The organism is Streptomyces saintjeani (genome assembly GCF_055409605.1).
In genome coordinates, this window is record NZ_CP189624.1 from 1,492,238 (window position 1) to 1,509,796 (window position 17,559).

Sequence of the window (17,559 nt, forward strand, 5' to 3'; positions counted from 1 at the left end):
CCGTAGGTTTCACTGTAAAAGCGGAGGAACCCCTCTGTGTCCGACTCCCGTGTGCCGCGCTCCCGGCGGTTCCTCGTCTGCGAACCCCGGCATTTCGCCGTGCAGTACGCGATCAATCCCTGGATGCATCCCGACAAGCCCGTGGACGTCGATCTCGCGCAGGAGCAGTGGCAGTCGCTGATCCGCGCGTACCGCTCCCACGGCCACACCGTCGACTCCGTCGAGCCCGCGCCCGGCCTGCCCGACATGGTGTTCGCGGCGAACTCCGCGGTCGTCGTCGACGGCCGGGTCCTCGGCGCCCTCTTCCACGCGCCCGAGCGGCGCCCCGAGTCCGTCCACTACGACACCTGGTTCACGAGCGCCGGGTACGACGTACGGCGTCCCGAGCACGTCGTCGAGGGCGAGGGGGACCTCGTCTGGACCGGCCGCTACCTGCTCGCCGGGACGGGGTTCCGTACGACGCGGGAGGCGCACCGCGAGGCGCAGGAGTTCTTCGGGCGGCCGGTGATCGCGCTGACGCTGACCGACCCGTACTTCTACCACCTCGACACCGCGCTGTTCGTCCTCGACGACGACAACATCTCCTACTTCCCCGAGGCGTTCTCGCCGGGCAGCCGCGAGGTGCTCGCCGCCCTCTACCCGGACGCCGTCCTCGCGACCCGTGACGACGCGCTCGCCTTCGGCCTCAACTCCGTCTCCGACGGCCGCAACGTCTTCATCGCCCCGCGCGCCGAGGCGCTCGCCGACCGGCTCGCCGACCACGGCTATGTCCCCGTCCCCGTCGACCTCTCCGAGTTCCACAAGGCCGGCGGTGGCATCAAGTGCTGCACCCAGGAGATCCGCTGATGACGACCATGTCCGAGCCGCGTACCTCTGCCGAGCTGATCGACGCCGAGGAGCCGGTCCTCGCGCACAACTACCACCCCCTGCCGGTCGTCGTCGCCCGCGCGGAGGGCGCCTGGGTCGAGGACGTCGACGGGCGCCGCTACCTCGACATGCTCGCCGGGTACTCGGCCCTCAACTTCGGCCACCGCCACCCCGCGCTGATCGAGGCGGCCCACCGCCAGCTCGACCGGCTCACGCTGACCTCCCGTGCCTTCCACAACGACCGCCTCGCCGAATTCGCCGAGCGGCTGACCGCGTTGACCGGCTACGACATGATGCTCCCGATGAACACGGGCGCGGAGGCCGTGGAGAGCGGCATCAAGCTCGCCCGCAAGTGGGCGTACGACGTGAAGGGCGTCCCCGCCGACCGGGCCACCATCGTCGTCGCCGCCGACAACTTCCACGGGCGGACGACGACGATCGTCAGCTTCTCCACGGACGAGACGGCGCGCAGCGGCTTCGGGCCGTTCACGCCGGGGTTCCGGATCGTGCCGTACAACGACCTCGCGGCGCTGGAGGCGGCGATCGACGAGACGACGGCGGCGGTGCTGCTGGAGCCGATCCAGGGTGAGGCCGGGGTCCTGATCCCCGACGACGGATACCTGTCCGGCGTACGGGAGTTGACCCGGCGCGCGGGGTGTCTCTTCATCGCCGACGAGATCCAGTCGGGGCTGGGGCGGACGGGGCACACCCTTGCGGTCCAGCACGAAGGGGTCGTGCCGGACGCCGTGCTGCTGGGCAAGGCGCTGGGCGGCGGCATCGTGCCGGTCTCGGCGGTCGTGGGCCGCCGCGAGGTGCTGGGCGTCCTGCACCCCGGCGAGCACGGCTCCACGTTCGGCGGCAACCCGCTCGCCGCGGCGGTGGGCACGGCCGTGATCGACCTGCTGGAGACGGGTGAGTTCCAGCGCCGGGCCGCGGAGTTGGGGACGGTCCTGCACGAGGGCCTGACGGACCTGGTGGGCCACGGAGTCGTCTCCTTCCGTGCCCGTGGCCTCTGGGCGGGCGTCGACGTGGACCCGGCGCTCGGGAGCGGGCGGGAGATCAGCGAACGGCTCATGCGGGAAGGCGTACTGGCCAAGGACACCCACGGCTCGACCATCCGCATCGCCCCGCCCCTGTGCATCACCGAGGAGGAACTCCGTTCGGCGATCGGGGTGTTGGGGAGGGTGCTGAGCTGACCGCACGGGAACGCACGGGAAGCCCGCCGTCGGGTCCGTTCCCGTGCGTTCCCCGCCCGCCTACACTGACCCCACTTGATGTCCCGGCTGACCTGCCGGAATGTCGGAGCGAGGAGCGGGCCTTGTTCTACCAGTTGTTGAAGCATGTGTTGCTGGGCCCGTTGTTGAGGGTGTTGTTCCGGCCGAAGATCGAGGGGCTGGAGAACGTCCCGGAGGACGGGGCCGCGATCGTCGCCGGGAATCATCTGTCGTTCGCCGACCACTTCCTGATGCCGGCCGTCATCAAGCGGCGGATCACCTTTCTCGCCAAGGCCGAGTACTTCACCGGGCCCGGGGTGCGGGGGCGGCTGACCGCCGCGTTCTTCCGCAGTGCCGGGCAGATTCCCGTGGACCGGTCGGGGAAGGAGGCGGGGCAGGCGGCCATCCGGGAAGGGCTCGGGGTGCTGAGCAAGGGGGAGTTGCTCGGGATCTATCCCGAGGGGACCCGGTCGCACGACGGGAAGCTGTACAAGGGCAAGGTCGGGGTCGCCGTGATGGCGCTGACCGCCGGGGTGCCGGTCGTGCCGTGCGCGATGATCGGGACGTTCGAGGCGCAGCCCCCGGGGCAGCGGTTCCCGAGTCTGCACCCGGTGACGATCCGGTTCGGGAAGCCGCTCGAATTCTCGCGGTACGCCGGGATGGAGCACGAGAAGGCGATCCTGCGGGCCATCACGGACGAGATCATGTACGAGATCCTCAAGCTGTCCGGTCAGGAGTACGTCGACCAGTACGCGGCCGTCGCGAAGGCGGAGGCACAGAAGTTCCCCCGGCTGCCGCTGAGTTGACACACAAAAGGTGACGCACAAAAGGTGACGCGAAAAAGGGACGCGGAGGGGACCTGAAAAAGGGGACGGCCCCGGCGGAGGCCGTCCCCTCGTGCGGACGCTTACGGCTTCGGCGTCGCGTGCGGCCCGCAGGCCACGTCGGCGGCGTCGAGCGTGCCGCGCAGGAGGTACGCGTCGACCCGCTGGTTGACGCACGGGTTGACGAGGGCGGTCACGCCGTGGGAGCCCGCGTTCTTCTCGGTGATGAGGCGGGAGCCCTTGAGGCGCTGGTGGAGGGAGACGGCGCCGGAGTACGGGGTGGCGGCGTCACGCTCGGACTGGACGATGAGGGTCTGCGGCAGGCCCCGGTTCGTCCGGACCTCGACGGGCGTCTGCTGCTTGGCCGACCAGGTCGCGCACGGCAGGTTCAGCCAGGCGTTGGCCCAGGTCAGGAAGGGGTAGTCCTTGTGGAGGCGGGTGTTGTCCCGGTCCCACTTCTTCCATGACGTCGGCCACTTGGCGTCCGCGCACTCGACGGCCGTGTAGACGGCGTTGCCGTTCTCCGCGGTGATGTTGCCGGCCGTGTCGGAGAGGTCGGGCGCGGCGGCGTCGATGACGGCCTGGACGTTCCCGGCGAAGTACTGGCTGAGGGCCGTCGCGGTGGGAACCCACGACGAGTCGTAGTACGGCGCGCTCTGGAAGAACCCGATCAGCTCGGCCGGTCCGACGACCCCGCCGAGGGGGGCCTTCGCCGCGTCGGCCCGCAGCTTCAGCCACTTCGCCTGGACCTGGTCGCGCGTGGTGCCGAGGTGGAACGCGGCGTCGTTGGCGGCGACCCAGTCCTGCCAGTCCTTCCAGCGGCCCTCGAAGGCGACGTCCTGGTCCAGGTTGGCCTGGTACCAGATCTTCTCCCGCGCGGGGTCGACGACGCTGTCGAAGACCATGCGGCGCACGTGCGTCGGGAACAGGGTGCTGTAGACGGCGCCGAGGTACGTGCCGTAGGAGGCGCCGAGGAAGTTGAGCTTCTTCTCGCCGAGCGCGGCGCGGATGACGTCGAGGTCGCGCGCGGAGTTCGGGGTGGTGAGGTGCGGCAGCATCTCGCCGCTGCGCTCGGCGCACCCGTCGGCGTACTCGCGGGCGAGCTTGCGCTGGGCGCGCTTGTCGGCCTCGGAGCCGGGCACCGGGTCCATCTTGGGCGCCTTGACGTACTCCTGCGGGTCGATGCAGGAGATCGGCGCGGACTTGCCGACGCCGCGCGGGTCGAAGCCCACGAAGTCGTACGCCTTGGACGTGTTGACCCACACCGGGGCCTTGGTGGTGACGCGGCGCGGGAAGCGCAGGCCGGAGGCGCCGGGGCCGCCGGGGTTGTAGATGAGGGCGCCCTGGCGCTCCTCGGGCGTCCCGGTGTTGCGGACGCGGTCGACGGCGAGCTTGATCTGCTTGCCGTACGGCTTCGCGTAGTCGAGCGGGACGCTCACGTAGCCGCAGGTGATCGGCTTCTCCAGGCCCCAGCTCGTGGGGCAGTCCTGCCAGTCGATGCCGGCCTGCGCGGCCCGTGCGGCGGCGATCGCGACGCCGACGGACTCACGGCCCTGGCCGTAGCCGCTGCCGCCGGTGGCGCTCGCGGTGGGGGCGGCGACGGCCCCGGCTATCAGGGTCGCCGTGACGAGCACTCCGGCGGAACCCAGCGCGGCGGTTCTTCTGTGGGGTCTCAAATGCGGTCTCCCTGTACGAAGTTGACGTATCAGTACGGGAGGGATCCTGTCTGTTGTGCGTTTCTTGTGAACAGACCCGGCGCTCGTTCTTTGCCAATCCGATAAGCGGATGACGACGTCCGTTCGCCGGATCTCTCACCCCAGTCGGGCCAGCGCCTCGTCCAGCACCCTGCGCAACACGAGCCCGTCGGGCGCGAGCGCGGTCACGAGAGCGGCCGGGCCCGCCAGCGGTACGACACTGGCGGCGCCGTCCGCGAGCACCCGCACCGGCACCGGGTAGGCCATGAACTCCGGGCGTACGACGAGGAGTTGGCCGACGGCACGGTGGCCGCCGAGGACAGCCGGGCCGTCCCAGCCACCGGGCGCGCCCGGACCGCACGCCAACTCCTGGTCCAGGACGGTCCGTTCACCGACCCTGAGGGTCAACCGGCTGGTGAGGCGGCCGGGTTCCTCCCCGGCGCGGCCGAGCACCTGTTCCTCGCGGAACACGAGCCGGGCGCCCGGGGCGGCGTCGATGCGGGTCGTGACGTACAGGTCGCTGCCGTTCGCGGAGATCAACGGCTCGGGGAGCCAACGGAGTCCGGCGTCCTCGGCGACCTTCAGGCGCACGTCGTACCGCGCCTCGCCCTTGTGCTGGCCCGGCAGCGCGATCGTCGCGGCGGCGGAGCCGACGGTCAGGCGGGCGCCGGGCTCGACGTCCGCCTCCACGCGGAAGCGGTCGCCGCCGAGGGGGCCGCTCATCGCGCCGACCAGCATGACCCGCGCCTCACCGGTCCCTCTGGTGCGGCGCAGCGCCAAGGGGCCGTCGCTCTCCAGCACCGGCAGGACGGTCCCGCCCCGGCCGTCGGGGGCGGCCCGCAGCCGGGCGGTCGCCTTTACGCCGTCCACGCACGCACCTGCGCCCGCACCCACGCGGCGACCTCGGTCACGCCCGCCTCGCTCCGCAACGACTGGAAGGCGACCGGGAGCTCTGCGCGCTGTGCCTTCGCGTCGGCCGCCATCCTCGCGAGGTCGGAGCCGACGTACGGGGCGAGGTCGGTCTTGTTGACGACGAGGAGGTCGGCGGTGGTGACGCCGGGGCCGCCCTTGCGGGGGATGTCGTCACCGCCGGCCACGTCGATGACGAAGATCTGCGCGTCCACCAGGCCCTTGGAGAAGGTCGCGGTGAGGTTGTCGCCGCCGGACTCGACGAGGATCAGGTCCAGCGGGCCGACGCTGTCCTCCAGGTCCTCGACGGCTTCCAGGTTGGCGGAGATGTCGTCGCGGATCGCGGTGTGCGGGCAGGCGCCGGTCTCCACGGCCGCGATCCGTTCGGGGGGCAGCACGGCTTCCCTGAGCAGGAATTCGGCGTCCTCGCGGGTGTAGATGTCGTTGGTGACGACGGCGAGGCTGAGTTCCTCGCGCAGGTCGCGGCAGAGGGCGGCGACGGTGGCGGTTTTGCCGGAGCCCACGGGGCCGCCGAGGCCGATGCGGAGGGCCCGGCGGGTGCCGTCGGGGCGGTGGGCGTCGGCACTGAGTGCTGCCGCGTGGGAGTGGGGGTGGTCGAGGTGCATGGGGTGGCTCCTGGGGTGCGGGGTCAGGGGGTGGGGGGGTCGTTAGTTCCCGGGTGCGGGTCGTATGTGGTTGCTCGCGCAGTTCCCCGCGCCCCTAGGTAGGTGGGGGTGATGGTGCTTTGTCGGGTGCGGTTCGGCGTGGGCGGCGTGCATAGTCCGGTGTCGTGCGGCGTGGCGTGGCATGGCGTGCACGGCCCGGTGCCGCGTGCGCCGCCTCGCCTAACCTCACCACGCCCCCCGCCGAACTTCACGACGCGAACAACCTCCCCCGCCGCCCCGCGTGCACCTCCGCCGCCAGCTCCAGCAACGGTGCCGAAGCGGCGGGGAGTTGAGGTGGCGTCGCCGTTCCCGCCGCCACCGCCGCGTCCACGACCCGGTCCATCTCCGGTGCCAGCCGCGCCAGAACTCCGGTCGCCTGGAAGGGGTCGAGGCTCAGCAGCCGGACCACGGCCGTCGCCGGACCGCTGACGCTCTCGTACACGGAGCAGTACGCGGCATCCCGGGGGCCGAGTCCCGCCGCGCGCGCCGTCACCCCCAACACCACAGGCTGGTGCGCCCCCTTGGGGAACTCCCGCGCCAGCGCGTCCAGTTCGGGCCCCGGCCAGGTCGCCCGCGCGGCCCGCATCAACTGCCGCCCCAGCTTGCGGGCGGCAACCCGCAGCGCCGGTGAGGGAGTTCGCGCGTCCGCCGCCGCGTCCAGCCACACCGGGTCGGCACCGGCGGCGGCGGCCGAGGCCAGTGCCGCCGAGACGAGCCCGGCCGTATGCAGCCGCCCCCGGCAGAACGCCTCCAGGCTCTCGGCTCCGGTGATCCGCCCGGCCCGTACCGCCTCCTCCGCCCCGCCGGAGTGCGCGTGCCCCCCGGCGGGAAAGCGGCCGTCGGCGAGGACGAGCAACGCCGCCCCGGACATCAGGAGCCCGCCATGGAGGAACCCGCCGGCTCCGAACCCGCCGGCCCGGGGCCGACCGGCTCAGAACCCGGCACTGCGGAACCCCCGGTCTCAGACCCCGCCATCTCGGAACCTCTCTCTCAGAGCCCGCCGTCTCACAACCTCGCCCTCCCCGCCCCGTCAGAACAGGAAGTACCGCTGCGCCATCGGCAGTTCCGCCGCCGGTGTCGCCTCCACCAGTTCCCCGTCGATGTGGACGGCGAAGCTGTCGGGGTCGACCCGGACGTCGGGGCGGGCGTCGTTCTCCCGCATGTCCGCCTTCGTGACGCCGCGCGTGGAGTCGATCGCGACGAACCGCTTGCCGAGCTGGAGGCGCTCGGGGAGCCCGTCGTCGATGGCCAGCTGGGCGACGAAGTTGAAGGAGTTGGCGGCCGGGGCGCGGCCGATCGCGCCGTACATGGGACGCGGCAGGATCGGCTGGGGCGTCGGGATGGACGCGTTGGCGTCACCCATCTGCGCGTAGGCGATCTGCCCGCCCTTGACGACGAGATGGGGCTTCACGCCGAAGAACGCGGGCTCCCACAGCACGAGGTCGGCCAGCTTGCCGGTCTCGACGGAACCGATCTCGCGGGCGAGCCCCTGCGCGATCGCCGGGTTGATCGTGTACTTGGCGACGTACCGCCGTACCCGCTGGTTGTCGGCGCGCCCGTCGCCCGGCAGCGCACCCCGGCGCCGCTTCATGACGTGCGCGGTCTGCCAGGTGCGGAGGATGACCTCGCCGACCCGGCCCATGGCCTGCGCGTCGGAGGAGATGATCGAGATCGCGCCGAGGTCGTGGAGGATGTCCTCCGCGCCGATGGTGGACGGCCGGATGCGGGACTCGGCGAAGGCGAGGTCCTCGGGGACGGCCGGGTTGAGGTGGTGGCAGACCATCAGCATGTCGAGGTGTTCCTCGGCGGTGTTGACGGTGTAGGGCCGGGTCGGGTTGGTGGAGGACGGCAGGACGTTCGGCTGGGAGACGACCGTCATGATGTCGGGCGCGTGCCCGCCGCCCGCGCCCTCGGTGTGGTAGGCGTGGATGCCGCGCCCCCCGATCGCCGCGAGGGTGTCGGCGACGAACCCGGCCTCGTTCAACGTGTCGGTGTGGATGGCGACCTGGATGCCGGTCTGGTCGGCGACGGTGAGGGACGCGTCGATGACGGCCGGGGTCGATCCCCAGTCCTCGTGGAGCTTCAGGCCGAGCGCGCCGCCGCGGATCTGGGAGAGCATCGCGTCGTGCGAGACGGTGTTGCCCTTGCCGAGGAAGCCGATGTTGAGCGGGTACTGCTCCATCGCCTCCAGCATCCGGGCGAGGTGCCAGGGCCCGGGCGTGACGGTCGTCGCCTTGGACCCCTCGGCGGGCCCGGTGCCGCCGCCGACGAGGGTGGTGACGCCGGCCGCGAGCGCCTCGTCGGCGATCTGCGGGCAGATGAAGTGGACGTGCGCGTCGACCCCGCCCGCCGTGACGATCCGCCCGTTGCCCGCGATGATCTCGGTCTCGGGCCCGATGACGAGGTCCGGGTGGACGCCGTCCATGGTGTCGGGGTTGCCGGCCTTGCCGATGCCGGTGATCCGCCCGTCGCGGATGCCGATGTCGGCCTTGACGATCCCCCAGTGGTCCACGATGACGGCGCCCGTGATGACGGTGTCCGGCGTGCCGTCTGCGCGCGTAGCACGCGCCTGTCCCATGGACTCCCGGATGACCTTGCCGCCCCCGAACACGGCCTCGTCACCGGCGAGTGAGGGCCCGCCCGAGCGGTCCTCCTCGATCTCGATCAGCAGGTCGGTGTCCGCGAGGCGGATGCGGTCGCCGGTCGTCGGGCCGAACAGGTCGGCGTACGCGGCGCGCGAGATCTCAGGCATCGAGGGCACCTCCGGTCTCCCCGCGCAGCCCCGGCACGATCCGGGCGCCGGCCAGCGGGACGAGTTCGACGTCGACGGGGAGCCCCGGTTCGAAGCGTACGGCCGTCCCGGCGGCGACGTTGAGCCGCTTGCCGTGCGCGGCGGCGCGGTCGAACTCCAGGCCGGGGTTGGCCTCGGCGAAGTGGTAGTGGGAGCCGACCTGCACGGGGCGGTCGGCGGCGTTGAGGACGGTCATCCGGGTGACCTCGCGGCCCGCGTTGTACACGATCGGGCCCTCCTCGAACAGGATCTCTCCGGGAATCATCGGCGGCCTCAGACGATCGGGTCGTGGACGGTGACGAGCTTCGTGCCGTCCGGGAAGGTCGCCTCGACCTGGACGTCGTGGATCATCTCCGGGATGCCCTCCATGACGTCGTCCCTGGTGAGCAACTTCCGGCCGGACGCCATGAGTTCGGCGACGGTACGGCCGTCCCGGGCGCCTTCGAGGATGTGCGAGGTGATCAGCGCGACCGCCTCGGGGTGGTTGAGCCTGAGGCCGCGCGCGCGGCGCTTCTCGGCCACGTCGGCCGCCACGTGGATCAGCAGCCTCTCCTGCTCGTGCGGGGTCAGTTGCACGTCCCACCTCACCTCCTCGCGCCGGACCGTGCGAGGTCCGGCTGCCGCGGCCACGGGAAAAGCCCTGGTGGCGTGATCGGAGGCTAGTTGCGGCGCGTTTCAGGGACGTTAACCGAGCTGTGACTCCCAGGACGGCGATCCGGGCCCGGTCCTCACCCCACCGCCGGCCCCCGGTGCTCCGCCGCGATCCCGAACCGCTGCCGTTCGCGGGGAGCCGACGTCACCTCGCGGACCGTCGACACCGCGCTGATCATCGGCTCCTCGACGGGCGCGTCCATCGCGTCGAGGCGTTCCAGGTCCGCTGCGGAGACCAGTGCCACCAGGGGTTTTCCGTGTCGCGTGACGACGACGCGCTCGCCGCCGTAGACGACCCGGTTGATCAGGTCGGCGAGTTCAGCCCTGGCTTGCGTCACCGGAATCTCGTAGGCCATACCTCATTCTAACGTCACGTACGTCCTGTACATTTTTTACAGACGCAGAAGGAGGGTCACCCATGAACCGCCCGACCGCCCACGCCCGGCACGTCCTGCCCGAGTTCCACGAACGCACGAGCTCCGGCATCAGGACGACGGACCCGTACGCGAAACTCCTGGAGGAGCGGATCGTCTTCCTCGGCGCTCCGGTGGACGACATCTCGGCGAACGACGTGATGGCCCAGTTCATGCACCTGGAGCACCAGGACCCGGACCGGGCGGTCTCGCTGTACATCAACTCCCCGGGCGGCTCGTTCACGGCGATGTCGGCGATCTACGACACGATGCGGTACGTCGGCTGCGACGTGGAGACGGTCTGCCTGGGCCAGGCGGGCGCGTCGGCTGCGGTCCTGCTCGCGGCCGGCACCCCGGGCAAGCGGCTGATCCTGCCCGGCGCGCGGGTGGTGATCGGCCAGCCCGAGGCCGGCGGGTTCCAGGGCCAGGCCGGCGATCTCGCCATCCAGGCCGAGGAGTTGAGCCGTACCCGGGCGCTCCTGGAGGAGATGCTCGTACGCCACACGGGCCGCACCCCGAAGCAGGTGACCGGGGACATCGAGCGGGACCTGGTGCTCGACGCGAAGGCGGCGGTGGCGTACGGCATCGTCGACCGGATCGTGTCGACCCGCGGGGCGAGCGGCGGAAGGTGAGGGCTGGATGCTGCCGGAACTCCCCCCGCTCCCGGCGCTGACGCGCGCGGAGGCCGATCTGATCGACCACTACCTGGAGGTCGTCGACCTGCTGGGCCGCATCAACCCGAGCCGGGACGGCGACACCTACCGGGGCCTCAGGGCGGCGCAGGCGCTGGTGGCGAAGGCGACGGCGCTGCGCGACGCGCTGACGCTGATGCACCAGCGCGGCGAGCACGAGGTCCACGCGGAGACCCTGGCGCGCGCCCTGCGCGTCCTGGACGGCGAGAGGCGCACGGCGAGGGTGACGCTGCCGCCGCCCCGGAGCTGAGCGCGCGCCCCACGCGCCCGCCCGTGCTCCCTCGCGGTGACGTACCGGGGCGTCGCGGGGTGCGTGATGACGCATCGCCGCCGGAGGGCCGCCGGGCGGCGGACAGTGGCGTAGAAACGTCCCCCGTTCGGCGTAACGAGGTTTCCCCCGGGCGGCCCCCAGAGCTTGCGCAACCTGCGGAGACGGGGTGCGGACCGGGGCATTCCCGCCCTGATCGACGGCCGCGCAGGTGACGGACACGTGACCGGTTCCTGAACTGTTCACCCGAATGGCCCAGTCGTGAGTAAGGCCACAAATCCTCGAATTCGTTGGGTATTTCGGTCACGAGTGAGTCAAGATCCCTGACTGACGACAAGCCCCCGCCACCAGAGGCGGGGCGGTCCGGGTGGACGCCGAGTCCTGCCGCTGCCCGGATTGACCGAGTCGACAGGAGTGCATCGGCAGGAGTGGAGGACCCGAGCAGTACGGGTCGCCGGAACGGTCGCGCCACGGCCGTACCGCGCAGCCCTTGGGGTGAAGCCGTGGTGACACGGCCGGGCCAACTTCGCCAGCCCGAATCCGACAGGTCATCCTTCTCAGGCGGTTGACGAAGGGTTGCGCATGACTGCGCTCAATCGTGTCCCGTCGATGATGGTCCGCGCCGGAACGGTCTCGGCCTTCGCACTGGCCGCCGTGGGCGGCTCGGTGGTCGTACCGGGTGTCGCCTCCGGAGCCGAGGCGGCCACCGTCTCGGCGAAGGCGCTCCAGATCGCGGCGTCCAAGAAGGGCGCCCCGTACAAGTACGGCGCCGCCGGACCGAAGCGGTTCGACTGCTCGGGGCTCACGCAGTACGCGTTCAAGAAGGCGGGCAAGTCCCTGCCGCGCACGACCACCCAGCAGTACAACAAGACCAAGCACATCTCCGCGTCGAAGCGGCAGAAGGGAGACCTGGTCTTCTTCCACTCCGGCTCGAACGTCTACCACGTGGCGATATACGCCGGGAACAACAAGATCTGGCACTCGCCGAAGACCGGTGACGTGGTACGCCTCCAGAAGATCTGGACCAAGAGCGTCTGGTACGGCCGGGTCAAGTAGCCCGCTCCACCGTCGCCGTCCAGGGCAGCTCGCACAGGACCGTCTTGCCGCCCTCCTGGGTGGGCCGCACCCTGAGGCGCCCGCCGTACTCCGCCGCCAGCGAGCGGATGATCACCATCCCCCGGCCGTTGTCCTGCTGGACAGCGGCCGGAAGGCGTTTGGGGAGGCGCGGATGGCTGTCGGTGACGCCGACGCTGACCTGCTCGTCCCGGTCGAGGACGAGGGCGACGGTGAAGGTCGGCGACTGGCCGAGGGTGTGCTGGACGGCGTTGGTGGCGAGCTCGGAGACGATCAGGCGGATGGTCTCGGCGAGGTCCTCGCCGGGCGGCAGGCCCCACTCCGCGAGCGTGCCCGCGGTGAAGGTACGGGCCGCGGCGACCGACACGGGGTCGCTCGGCAGGGTGACGGATGCTTCCAGGTGGTCTGCCATGGCGACGTCGTCCCTTTCCCACGGGACCGGCGTCCGACACGAGGCGGATGGTTCGAGTACGGTCCCGGACTGGTGCTTCACCGTCAGACTGCCATTTCCACGGGCCTTCTGTGCGGCGATCCACCAGGATGTGCATATATCTGTCGCCCGAAGCGGTGAACTCTGCTACGGCAGATCGGATTTGGGCGGCGCGCAGGGAGTAATGGGGAGCAGTGAGGAGTAAGGGCATGCAACACGGCCCGGCGGTGCGCCGCCGCAAACTGGGGGCGGAACTGCGTGCGTTACGCAATCGGGCCCGGCTCACGAGCGGCGAGGCGGCCCGGCTGGTGGGCTGGCACCAGTCGAAGGTGAGCCGGATCGAGACCGGCACCAGCAGTGCGAAACCGGCCGATGTGGCGCTGCTGCTGGACGCCTACGGGGTGGCCGACGTCCGGCTGCGGGAGCTGATGCTGGTGCTCGCCGGGGGTGGTGAGGGGGTCGGGCGGGACCACTGGTGGCACGCCTACCGGGGCCTGCTGCCGCCCACGTACCGGGACTTCATCAGCCTGGAGTCGCAGGCGAGCGCGATGCGCACGCTGGAGACGACGGTGGTCCCGGGGCTGCTCCAGACCCCCGAGTACGCCCGCGCGGTGACCCGCTCGGCCCTGGAAGGCGTGGACGAGGAGCAGTTGGACGCGCTGGTGGAGGTGCGGCTGGCCCGCCAGGACGTGCTGCTCGGGAACCCGCCGCTGCTGCTGAGCGCCGTCCTCGACGAGGCGGTGCTGCGCCGTCAGGTGGGCGGTCCCGAGGTGATGGCGGCGCAACTGGAACGGTTGCTGGAAGCCGCGAAACTCCCCCAAGTGACGCTCCAGGTACTCCCGTTCTCGGCGGGGGCGCATATCGGGGTGACCGGGCCTTTCGTAGTCTTCTCGTTTTCGAGCGTCTCCGATCTGGATGTGGTCGTTCTCGACCATTTGACGAGTAGTCATCACCTTGAGGGGAAGGAAGACCTCCGGGCCTACTCGGAGGCTTTCACCAAGCTTCAGATCCATGCCCTTTCACCCGAGGACTCATTGGATTTCATCGCCGGGACAGGTGACGGCGCGTAAGGAGGCACCCCCATGTCAGCACTGCCTCGGAACGTTCCTTCCGCAACCGCTCTGCACGAGGCTCGATGGCTGCGCAGCAGCTACAGCACCGGAGCCAACAACTGCGTGGAGACAGCCCCGTACTCGGGTCTCCTCGCGGTCCGCGACTCCAAGTCCCCCACCGGACCCGCGCTGCTCTTCACCCAGGGGAGCTGGACGGAGTTCGCCTCGGCACTCTGAGCTACCGCACGGCCGTGTCGCCGACTCATGGTCGTGTCGCGTCGATCACCCGCACCGCGCGGGCCACTTCCACCCCGGAGAGGTCCGCGCGGGCGGTCAGCCGCAGCCGTGAGACACCGTCGGGCACGGAAGGGGGACGGAAGCACCCCACCGCGAGCCCCGCCGCCCGGCAGTCCGCCGCCCAGCGGACGGCCGCCTCGGGCGACGGGGCGCGCACGGAGACGACCGCGGCGTCCGGGCGTACCGCGTCCAGGCCCGCGGCCGTCAGCCGGTCGTGCAGCTCGCCCGCCACCGCGCGGGCCCGCTGCGCCCGTTCGGGTTCCCGCCGCAGCAGCCGCAGAGCCGCGAGGGCGGCTCCGGCCGCCGCCGGGGCGAGTCCCGTGTCGAAGATGAACGTGCGGGCCGCGTTGACGAGATGGTCGATCACCTTCGCCGGTCCCAGCACCGCGCCGCCCTGGCTGCCGAGCGACTTCGACAGCGTGACGGTGACGACGACGTCGTCCGCGCCCGCGAGCCCGGCCGCGTACGGCGCTCCGCGCCCGCCGTCGCCGATCACCCCGAGGCCGTGCGCGTCGTCCACGACCAGCCCGGCGCCCGCTTCCCGGCAGGCCGCCGCGAGCCGGTCCAGGGGGGCCGCGTCGCCGTCCACGGAGAACACGGTGTCGGAGACGACGATCGCCTCGCCGTCGTACGTACGCAGCGTCTTGCGCACGGCCTCCGAGTCGGCGTGGCCGACGACCTGGACGGTGCCCCGGGCCAGGCGGCAGCCGTCGATGAGGGAGGCGTGGTTGCCCGCGTCGGAGAGGACCAGGGTGCCTTCGGGGGCGAGGGCGGTGACCGCGGCGAGGTTCGCGGCGTAGCCGGAGGAGAACACGAGGGCCGCCTCGGCGCCGCAGAACTCGGCGAGTTCGCGCTCCAGTTCGGCGTGCAGCTCGGTCGTGCCGGTGACCAGGCGGGAGCCGGTGGCGCCGCCGCCCCAGGTCCTGGCCGCCCGCGCCGCGCCCTCGGTGACCTCGGGGTGGCGGGCCAGGCCCAGGTAGTCGTTGCTCGCGAGGTCGAGCAGCGGGCTGTCGGCGGGGCGGGGGCGCAGGGTGCGGACGAGTCCGGCGCGGCGGCGCACCTCCGCGTGGTCGTCGATCCAGCCGAACGCCATGGTTCCTCCGGGGCTTTGTAGACAGCGAACAGACATTAGCGGGCCGACAAGCCGCCCACTGTGTGGCAATACCCACACGTCAAGCGGGGTCTGTTGTGCGATCCCCACCTTGGCCCGGGGCGGCCCGGTAGGACAGGATCGGCTCTCATGGACCTGCTGACGACGCTGGTGGACAAGGGGCTTCGGCGCGAGCCGCCGACCCGCGAGGAAGCGCTCGCCGTGCTGCGCACCTCGGACGACGACGTGCTGGACGTGGTGGCCGCGGCCGGGAAGGTGCGCCGGCACTGGTTCGGGCGCCGGGTGAAGCTGAACTACCTGATCAACCTCAAGTCGGGCCTGTGCCCCGAGGACTGCTCGTACTGCTCCCAGCGCCTCGGCTCCACGACCGGCATCCTCAAGTACACCTGGATCAAGCCGGACGAGGCGTCCCGCACGGCCGCCGCCGGGGTCGCCGGGGGCGCCAAGCGGGTCTGCCTGGTCGCCTCCGGGCGCGGTCCGACGGACCGGGACGTCGACCGGGTCTCCGAGACGATCCGCACGATCAAGGACCAGAACGAGGGCGTCGAGGTCTGCGCCTGCCTCGGCCTGCTCACCGACGGGCAGGCGGAGCGGCTGCGCGAGGCCGGCGCGGACGCGTACAACCACAACCTCAACACGTCCGAGTCGACGTACGGCGAGATCACGACGACCCATACGTACGCGGACCGCGTCGACACCGTCGGCAAGGCGCACGCGGCCGGGCTCTCCGCCTGTTCCGGGCTCATCGCGGGCATGGGCGAGAGCGACGAGGACCTCGTCGACGTCGTCTTCTCGCTGCGCGCGCTCGACCCCGACTCGGTGCCGGTCAACTTCCTCATCCCCGTCGAGGGGACGCCGCTCGCGAAGGAGTGGCACCTCAGCCCGCAGCACTGTCTGCGGATCCTCGCGATGGTGCGGTTCGTGTGCCCCGACATCGAGGTGCGGATCGCGGGCGGGCGGGAGGTGCATCTGCGGTCGATGCAGCCGGTGGCGCTGCATCTCGCCAATTCGATCTTCCTCGGGGACTATCTGACGACCGAGGGGCAGGCCGGGCAGGCGGACCTGGACATGATCGCGGACGCCGGGTTCGAGGTGGAGGGCGCGGATCAGGTGACGTTGCCGGAGCACCGGGTGCGGGTGGGTGGCTGCGGGTCTGCGGAGTCTGCCGGGTGCGGGGGTCATGAGGGTGACGCGTCCGGCTGTGGTGGCGGTGGCGGTGGCGTGTGCGGTACGTCGGAGCCGGCGCCGTCTGTCGCGGCCTCGTCCGGTGAACCCCGTACCGACCTCGTCGCCGTCCGTCGTCGCGGCGTCGGAACGGATCTCGCGCCGAATGCCTGACGTACCCGAGCTGTTGGAGCTGGACCGACGGCACGTCTGGCATCCGTACGGTCCGATGCCGGGCGCCGTCGAACCGCTCGTCGTCGAGGCGGCGAGCGGCGTCCGGCTCCGGCTCGCGGACGGCCGGGGCGAGTTGGTGGACGGCATGTCCTCGTGGTGGTCGGCGATCCACGGCTACCGGCACCCGGCGCTGGACGAGGCCGCGCGCGAGCAGCTCGGCCGGATGAGCCACGTGATGTTCGGCGGTCTCACCCACGAACCCGCCGTCCTGCTCGCGAAGTCGCTCGTCGACATCACCCCCGAGGGCCTGGAGCACGTGTTCCTCGCGGACTCGGGGTCGGTGTCGGTCGAGGTCGCGGTCAAGATGTGCCTCCAGTACTGGCGTTCACTGGGCCGCCCAGCCAAGCAGCGCCTGCTGACCTGGCGCGGCGGCTACCACGGCGACACCTGGCACCCGATGTCCGTGTGCGACCCCGAAGGGGGGATGCACGAGCTGTGGTCGGGCGTCCTGCCCCGCCAACTCTTCGTGGGCGCACCCCCGTCGGAGTTCGACGAGGGGTACGCCGATGAGCTGCGCGCGGCGATCGCGCGCCACGCGGACGAGCTGGCCGCCGTCATCGTGGAACCCGTCGTGCAGGGTGCGGGCGGGATGCGGTTCCACTCCCCCGCGTATCTGCGCGTGCTGCGCGAGGCGTGCGACGAGCACGACGTGCTGCTCGTGTTCGACGAGATCGCGACCGGGTTCGGCCGTACGGGTGCGCTGTTCGCGGCGGATCACGCGGCGGTGACGCCGGACGTGATGTGCGTCGGCAAGGCGCTGACCGGCGGTTACATGACGCTCGCGGCGACGCTGTGCACGGCGCGGGTGGCCGAGGGGATCTCGCGCGGCGAGGTCCCGGTGCTGGCGCACGGGCCGACGTTCATGGGCAATCCGCTCGCCGCCGCCGTCGCGCGTGCCTCGATCGAGCTGCTGCTCGGGCAGGACTGGGCGGCCGAGGTGAAGCGGATCGAGACGGGGTTGGCGGAGGGGCTGTCAACAGCTCGGGGGATTCCTGGCGTTGAGGACGTCCGGGTCCTCGGAGCCATCGGGGTCGTCCAGTTGGACCATCCCGTCGACATGGCGGCGGCCACGGCGGCGGCCGTCCGCGAGGGCGTGTGGCTGCGGCCGTTCCGCGATCTCGTGTACACGATGCCGCCGTACGTCACCGGCGACGACGACGTCGCCCGGATCGCGCGCGCGGTGTGCGCCGCCGCACGGGAGGGATGAGC

Annotated in this window: 20 protein-coding genes; 10 read left to right on the forward strand and 10 right to left on the reverse strand. The window is 71.3% G+C overall.

Annotation, left to right across the window (positions count from 1 at the left end):
• The first annotated feature begins 36 nt into the window (after positions 1 to 36).
• The 3 genes from ddaH to ACQCO7_RS06520 all read left to right on the forward strand — a co-directional run bounded on the left by ddaH (position 37) and on the right by ACQCO7_RS06520 (position 2,887).
• Positions 37 to 846: a dimethylargininase gene (gene ddaH / locus ACQCO7_RS06510; protein ID WP_464070924.1), complete on the forward strand. Its 810-nt coding sequence runs from the start codon at positions 37 to 39 to the stop codon at positions 844 to 846.
• Entirely contained in the window at positions 846 to 2,063 is a 1,218-nt protein-coding gene (gene rocD, locus ACQCO7_RS06515) for an ornithine--oxo-acid transaminase (protein WP_464070925.1), read from the forward strand. The genes ddaH and rocD overlap by 1 nt, the downstream gene beginning before the upstream one ends.
• A gap of 122 nt (positions 2,064 to 2,185) precedes the next feature.
• Positions 2,186 to 2,887, forward strand: a complete 702-nt coding sequence (locus ACQCO7_RS06520; RefSeq protein ID WP_464070926.1) for a lysophospholipid acyltransferase family protein — start codon at positions 2,186 to 2,188, stop codon at positions 2,885 to 2,887.
• A 101-nt stretch (positions 2,888 to 2,988) separates the two neighbouring features.
• Here the strand turns inward: ACQCO7_RS06520 and ACQCO7_RS06525 are convergent, their stop codons facing one another.
• The 8 genes from ACQCO7_RS06525 to ACQCO7_RS06560 all read right to left on the reverse strand — a co-directional run bounded on the left by ACQCO7_RS06525 (position 2,989) and on the right by ACQCO7_RS06560 (position 9,971).
• Positions 2,989 to 4,581 carry an alpha/beta hydrolase gene (locus tag ACQCO7_RS06525; RefSeq protein ID WP_464070927.1) on the reverse strand — a complete coding sequence of 531 codons (1,593 nt, stop codon included), beginning with the start codon at positions 4,579 to 4,581 and terminating at the stop codon, positions 2,989 to 2,991.
• 135 nt (positions 4,582 to 4,716) lie between these two features.
• Complete coding sequence (locus ACQCO7_RS06530; protein WP_464070928.1) at positions 4,717 to 5,469, reverse strand: urease accessory protein UreD; 753 nt, start codon at positions 5,467 to 5,469, stop codon at positions 4,717 to 4,719.
• Positions 5,457 to 6,134, reverse strand: a complete 678-nt coding sequence (ureG, locus tag ACQCO7_RS06535; protein WP_464070929.1) for an urease accessory protein UreG — start codon at positions 6,132 to 6,134, stop codon at positions 5,457 to 5,459. Before ureG ends, ACQCO7_RS06530 begins: the two co-directional genes overlap by 13 nt.
• A gap of 247 nt (positions 6,135 to 6,381) precedes the next feature.
• Positions 6,382 to 7,044, reverse strand: coding sequence for an urease accessory protein UreF (locus ACQCO7_RS06540; RefSeq protein ID WP_464070930.1), 663 nt, complete (start codon positions 7,042 to 7,044; stop codon positions 6,382 to 6,384).
• A 159-nt stretch (positions 7,045 to 7,203) separates the two neighbouring features.
• Positions 7,204 to 8,925, reverse strand: coding sequence for an urease subunit alpha (locus ACQCO7_RS06545; RefSeq protein ID WP_464070931.1), 1,722 nt, complete (start codon positions 8,923 to 8,925; stop codon positions 7,204 to 7,206).
• Positions 8,918 to 9,229: an urease subunit beta gene (locus ACQCO7_RS06550; protein WP_010355508.1), complete on the reverse strand. Its 312-nt coding sequence runs from the start codon at positions 9,227 to 9,229 to the stop codon at positions 8,918 to 8,920. The genes ACQCO7_RS06545 and ACQCO7_RS06550 overlap by 8 nt, the downstream gene beginning before the upstream one ends.
• Before the next feature lie 8 nt (positions 9,230 to 9,237).
• A complete protein-coding gene (locus ACQCO7_RS06555; protein WP_037782101.1) occupies positions 9,238 to 9,540 on the reverse strand; it encodes an urease subunit gamma in 303 nt (100 codons plus the stop codon).
• A gap of 152 nt (positions 9,541 to 9,692) precedes the next feature.
• Positions 9,693 to 9,971, reverse strand: coding sequence for a type II toxin-antitoxin system Phd/YefM family antitoxin (locus ACQCO7_RS06560; protein WP_050370860.1), 279 nt, complete (start codon positions 9,969 to 9,971; stop codon positions 9,693 to 9,695).
• A 62-nt stretch (positions 9,972 to 10,033) separates the two neighbouring features.
• Here ACQCO7_RS06560 and ACQCO7_RS06565 point away from each other — a divergent pair, with 62 nt between their 5' ends.
• From ACQCO7_RS06565 to ACQCO7_RS06575, 3 genes are all read left to right on the forward strand, one after another.
• Positions 10,034 to 10,660: an ATP-dependent Clp protease proteolytic subunit gene (locus ACQCO7_RS06565; protein ID WP_464070932.1), complete on the forward strand. Its 627-nt coding sequence runs from the start codon at positions 10,034 to 10,036 to the stop codon at positions 10,658 to 10,660.
• A gap of 7 nt (positions 10,661 to 10,667) precedes the next feature.
• Entirely contained in the window at positions 10,668 to 10,970 is a 303-nt protein-coding gene (locus tag ACQCO7_RS06570) for a hypothetical protein (protein WP_464070933.1), read from the forward strand.
• Positions 10,971 to 11,570: 600 nt separating this feature from the next.
• Entirely contained in the window at positions 11,571 to 12,044 is a 474-nt protein-coding gene (locus ACQCO7_RS06575) for a C40 family peptidase (RefSeq protein WP_464070934.1), read from the forward strand.
• Here the strand turns inward: ACQCO7_RS06575 and ACQCO7_RS06580 are convergent.
• Positions 12,037 to 12,474, reverse strand: a complete 438-nt coding sequence (locus tag ACQCO7_RS06580) for an ATP-binding protein (RefSeq protein WP_464070935.1) — start codon at positions 12,472 to 12,474, stop codon at positions 12,037 to 12,039. The genes ACQCO7_RS06575 and ACQCO7_RS06580 overlap by 8 nt on opposite strands.
• Positions 12,475 to 12,701: 227 nt before the next feature.
• Here ACQCO7_RS06580 and ACQCO7_RS06585 point away from each other — a divergent pair, with 227 nt between their 5' ends.
• Together ACQCO7_RS06585 and ACQCO7_RS06590 are read left to right on the forward strand one after the other, a co-directional pair.
• Positions 12,702 to 13,562, forward strand: coding sequence for a helix-turn-helix domain-containing protein (locus ACQCO7_RS06585; RefSeq protein ID WP_464070936.1), 861 nt, complete (start codon positions 12,702 to 12,704; stop codon positions 13,560 to 13,562).
• A gap of 12 nt (positions 13,563 to 13,574) precedes the next feature.
• Positions 13,575 to 13,781, forward strand: coding sequence for a DUF397 domain-containing protein (locus ACQCO7_RS06590; protein WP_464070937.1), 207 nt, complete (start codon positions 13,575 to 13,577; stop codon positions 13,779 to 13,781).
• Between the two features lie 25 nt (positions 13,782 to 13,806).
• On the opposite strand, the gene ACQCO7_RS06595 is transcribed toward ACQCO7_RS06590, so the two are convergent.
• Positions 13,807 to 14,934: an 8-amino-7-oxononanoate synthase gene (locus ACQCO7_RS06595; protein WP_464070938.1), complete on the reverse strand. Its 1,128-nt coding sequence runs from the start codon at positions 14,932 to 14,934 to the stop codon at positions 13,807 to 13,809.
• 147 nt (positions 14,935 to 15,081) lie between these two features.
• Here ACQCO7_RS06595 and bioB point away from each other — a divergent pair, with 147 nt between their 5' ends.
• Both bioB and ACQCO7_RS06605 read left to right on the forward strand, forming a co-directional pair.
• On the forward strand, positions 15,082 to 16,290 hold the full coding sequence (gene bioB, locus ACQCO7_RS06600; RefSeq protein ID WP_464070939.1) for a biotin synthase BioB: 1,209 nt from the start codon (positions 15,082 to 15,084) through the stop codon (positions 16,288 to 16,290).
• The gene (locus ACQCO7_RS06605) at positions 16,283 to 17,557 is read left to right on the forward strand and encodes an adenosylmethionine--8-amino-7-oxononanoate transaminase (RefSeq protein WP_464070940.1); all 1,275 of its coding nucleotides are present in this window, start codon (positions 16,283 to 16,285) and stop codon (positions 17,555 to 17,557) included. The genes bioB and ACQCO7_RS06605 overlap by 8 nt, the downstream gene beginning before the upstream one ends.
• The last annotated feature ends 2 nt before the right edge of the window (positions 17,558 to 17,559 follow it).

Bases quoted from the DNA above. Each gene is read 5' to 3' on its own strand.
- rocD (WP_464070925.1), top strand. From the start codon at position 846: ATGACGACCATGTCCGAGCCGCGTACCTCTGCCGAGCTGATCGACGCC.
- ureG (WP_464070929.1), bottom strand. From the start codon at position 6,134: ATGCACCTCGACCACCCCCACTCCCACGCGGCAGCACTCAGTGCCGAC.
- ACQCO7_RS06540 (WP_464070930.1), bottom strand. From the start codon at position 7,044: ATGTCCGGGGCGGCGTTGCTCGTCCTCGCCGACGGCCGCTTTCCCGCC.
- ACQCO7_RS06545 (WP_464070931.1), bottom strand. From the start codon at position 8,925: ATGCCTGAGATCTCGCGCGCCGCGTACGCCGACCTGTTCGGCCCGACG.
- ACQCO7_RS06550 (WP_010355508.1), bottom strand. From the start codon at position 9,229: ATGATTCCCGGAGAGATCCTGTTCGAGGAGGGCCCGATCGTGTACAAC.
- ACQCO7_RS06560 (WP_050370860.1), bottom strand. From the start codon at position 9,971: ATGGCCTACGAGATTCCGGTGACGCAAGCCAGGGCTGAACTCGCCGAC.
- ACQCO7_RS06565 (WP_464070932.1), top strand. From the start codon at position 10,034: ATGAACCGCCCGACCGCCCACGCCCGGCACGTCCTGCCCGAGTTCCAC.
- ACQCO7_RS06570 (WP_464070933.1), top strand. From the start codon at position 10,668: ATGCTGCCGGAACTCCCCCCGCTCCCGGCGCTGACGCGCGCGGAGGCC.
- ACQCO7_RS06575 (WP_464070934.1), top strand. From the start codon at position 11,571: ATGACTGCGCTCAATCGTGTCCCGTCGATGATGGTCCGCGCCGGAACG.
- ACQCO7_RS06580 (WP_464070935.1), bottom strand. From the start codon at position 12,474: ATGGCAGACCACCTGGAAGCATCCGTCACCCTGCCGAGCGACCCCGTG.
- ACQCO7_RS06585 (WP_464070936.1), top strand. From the start codon at position 12,702: ATGCAACACGGCCCGGCGGTGCGCCGCCGCAAACTGGGGGCGGAACTG.
- ACQCO7_RS06590 (WP_464070937.1), top strand. From the start codon at position 13,575: ATGTCAGCACTGCCTCGGAACGTTCCTTCCGCAACCGCTCTGCACGAG.
- ACQCO7_RS06595 (WP_464070938.1), bottom strand. From the start codon at position 14,934: ATGGCGTTCGGCTGGATCGACGACCACGCGGAGGTGCGCCGCCGCGCC.
- bioB (WP_464070939.1), top strand. From the start codon at position 15,082: ATGGACCTGCTGACGACGCTGGTGGACAAGGGGCTTCGGCGCGAGCCG.
- ACQCO7_RS06605 (WP_464070940.1), top strand. From the start codon at position 16,283: ATGCCTGACGTACCCGAGCTGTTGGAGCTGGACCGACGGCACGTCTGG.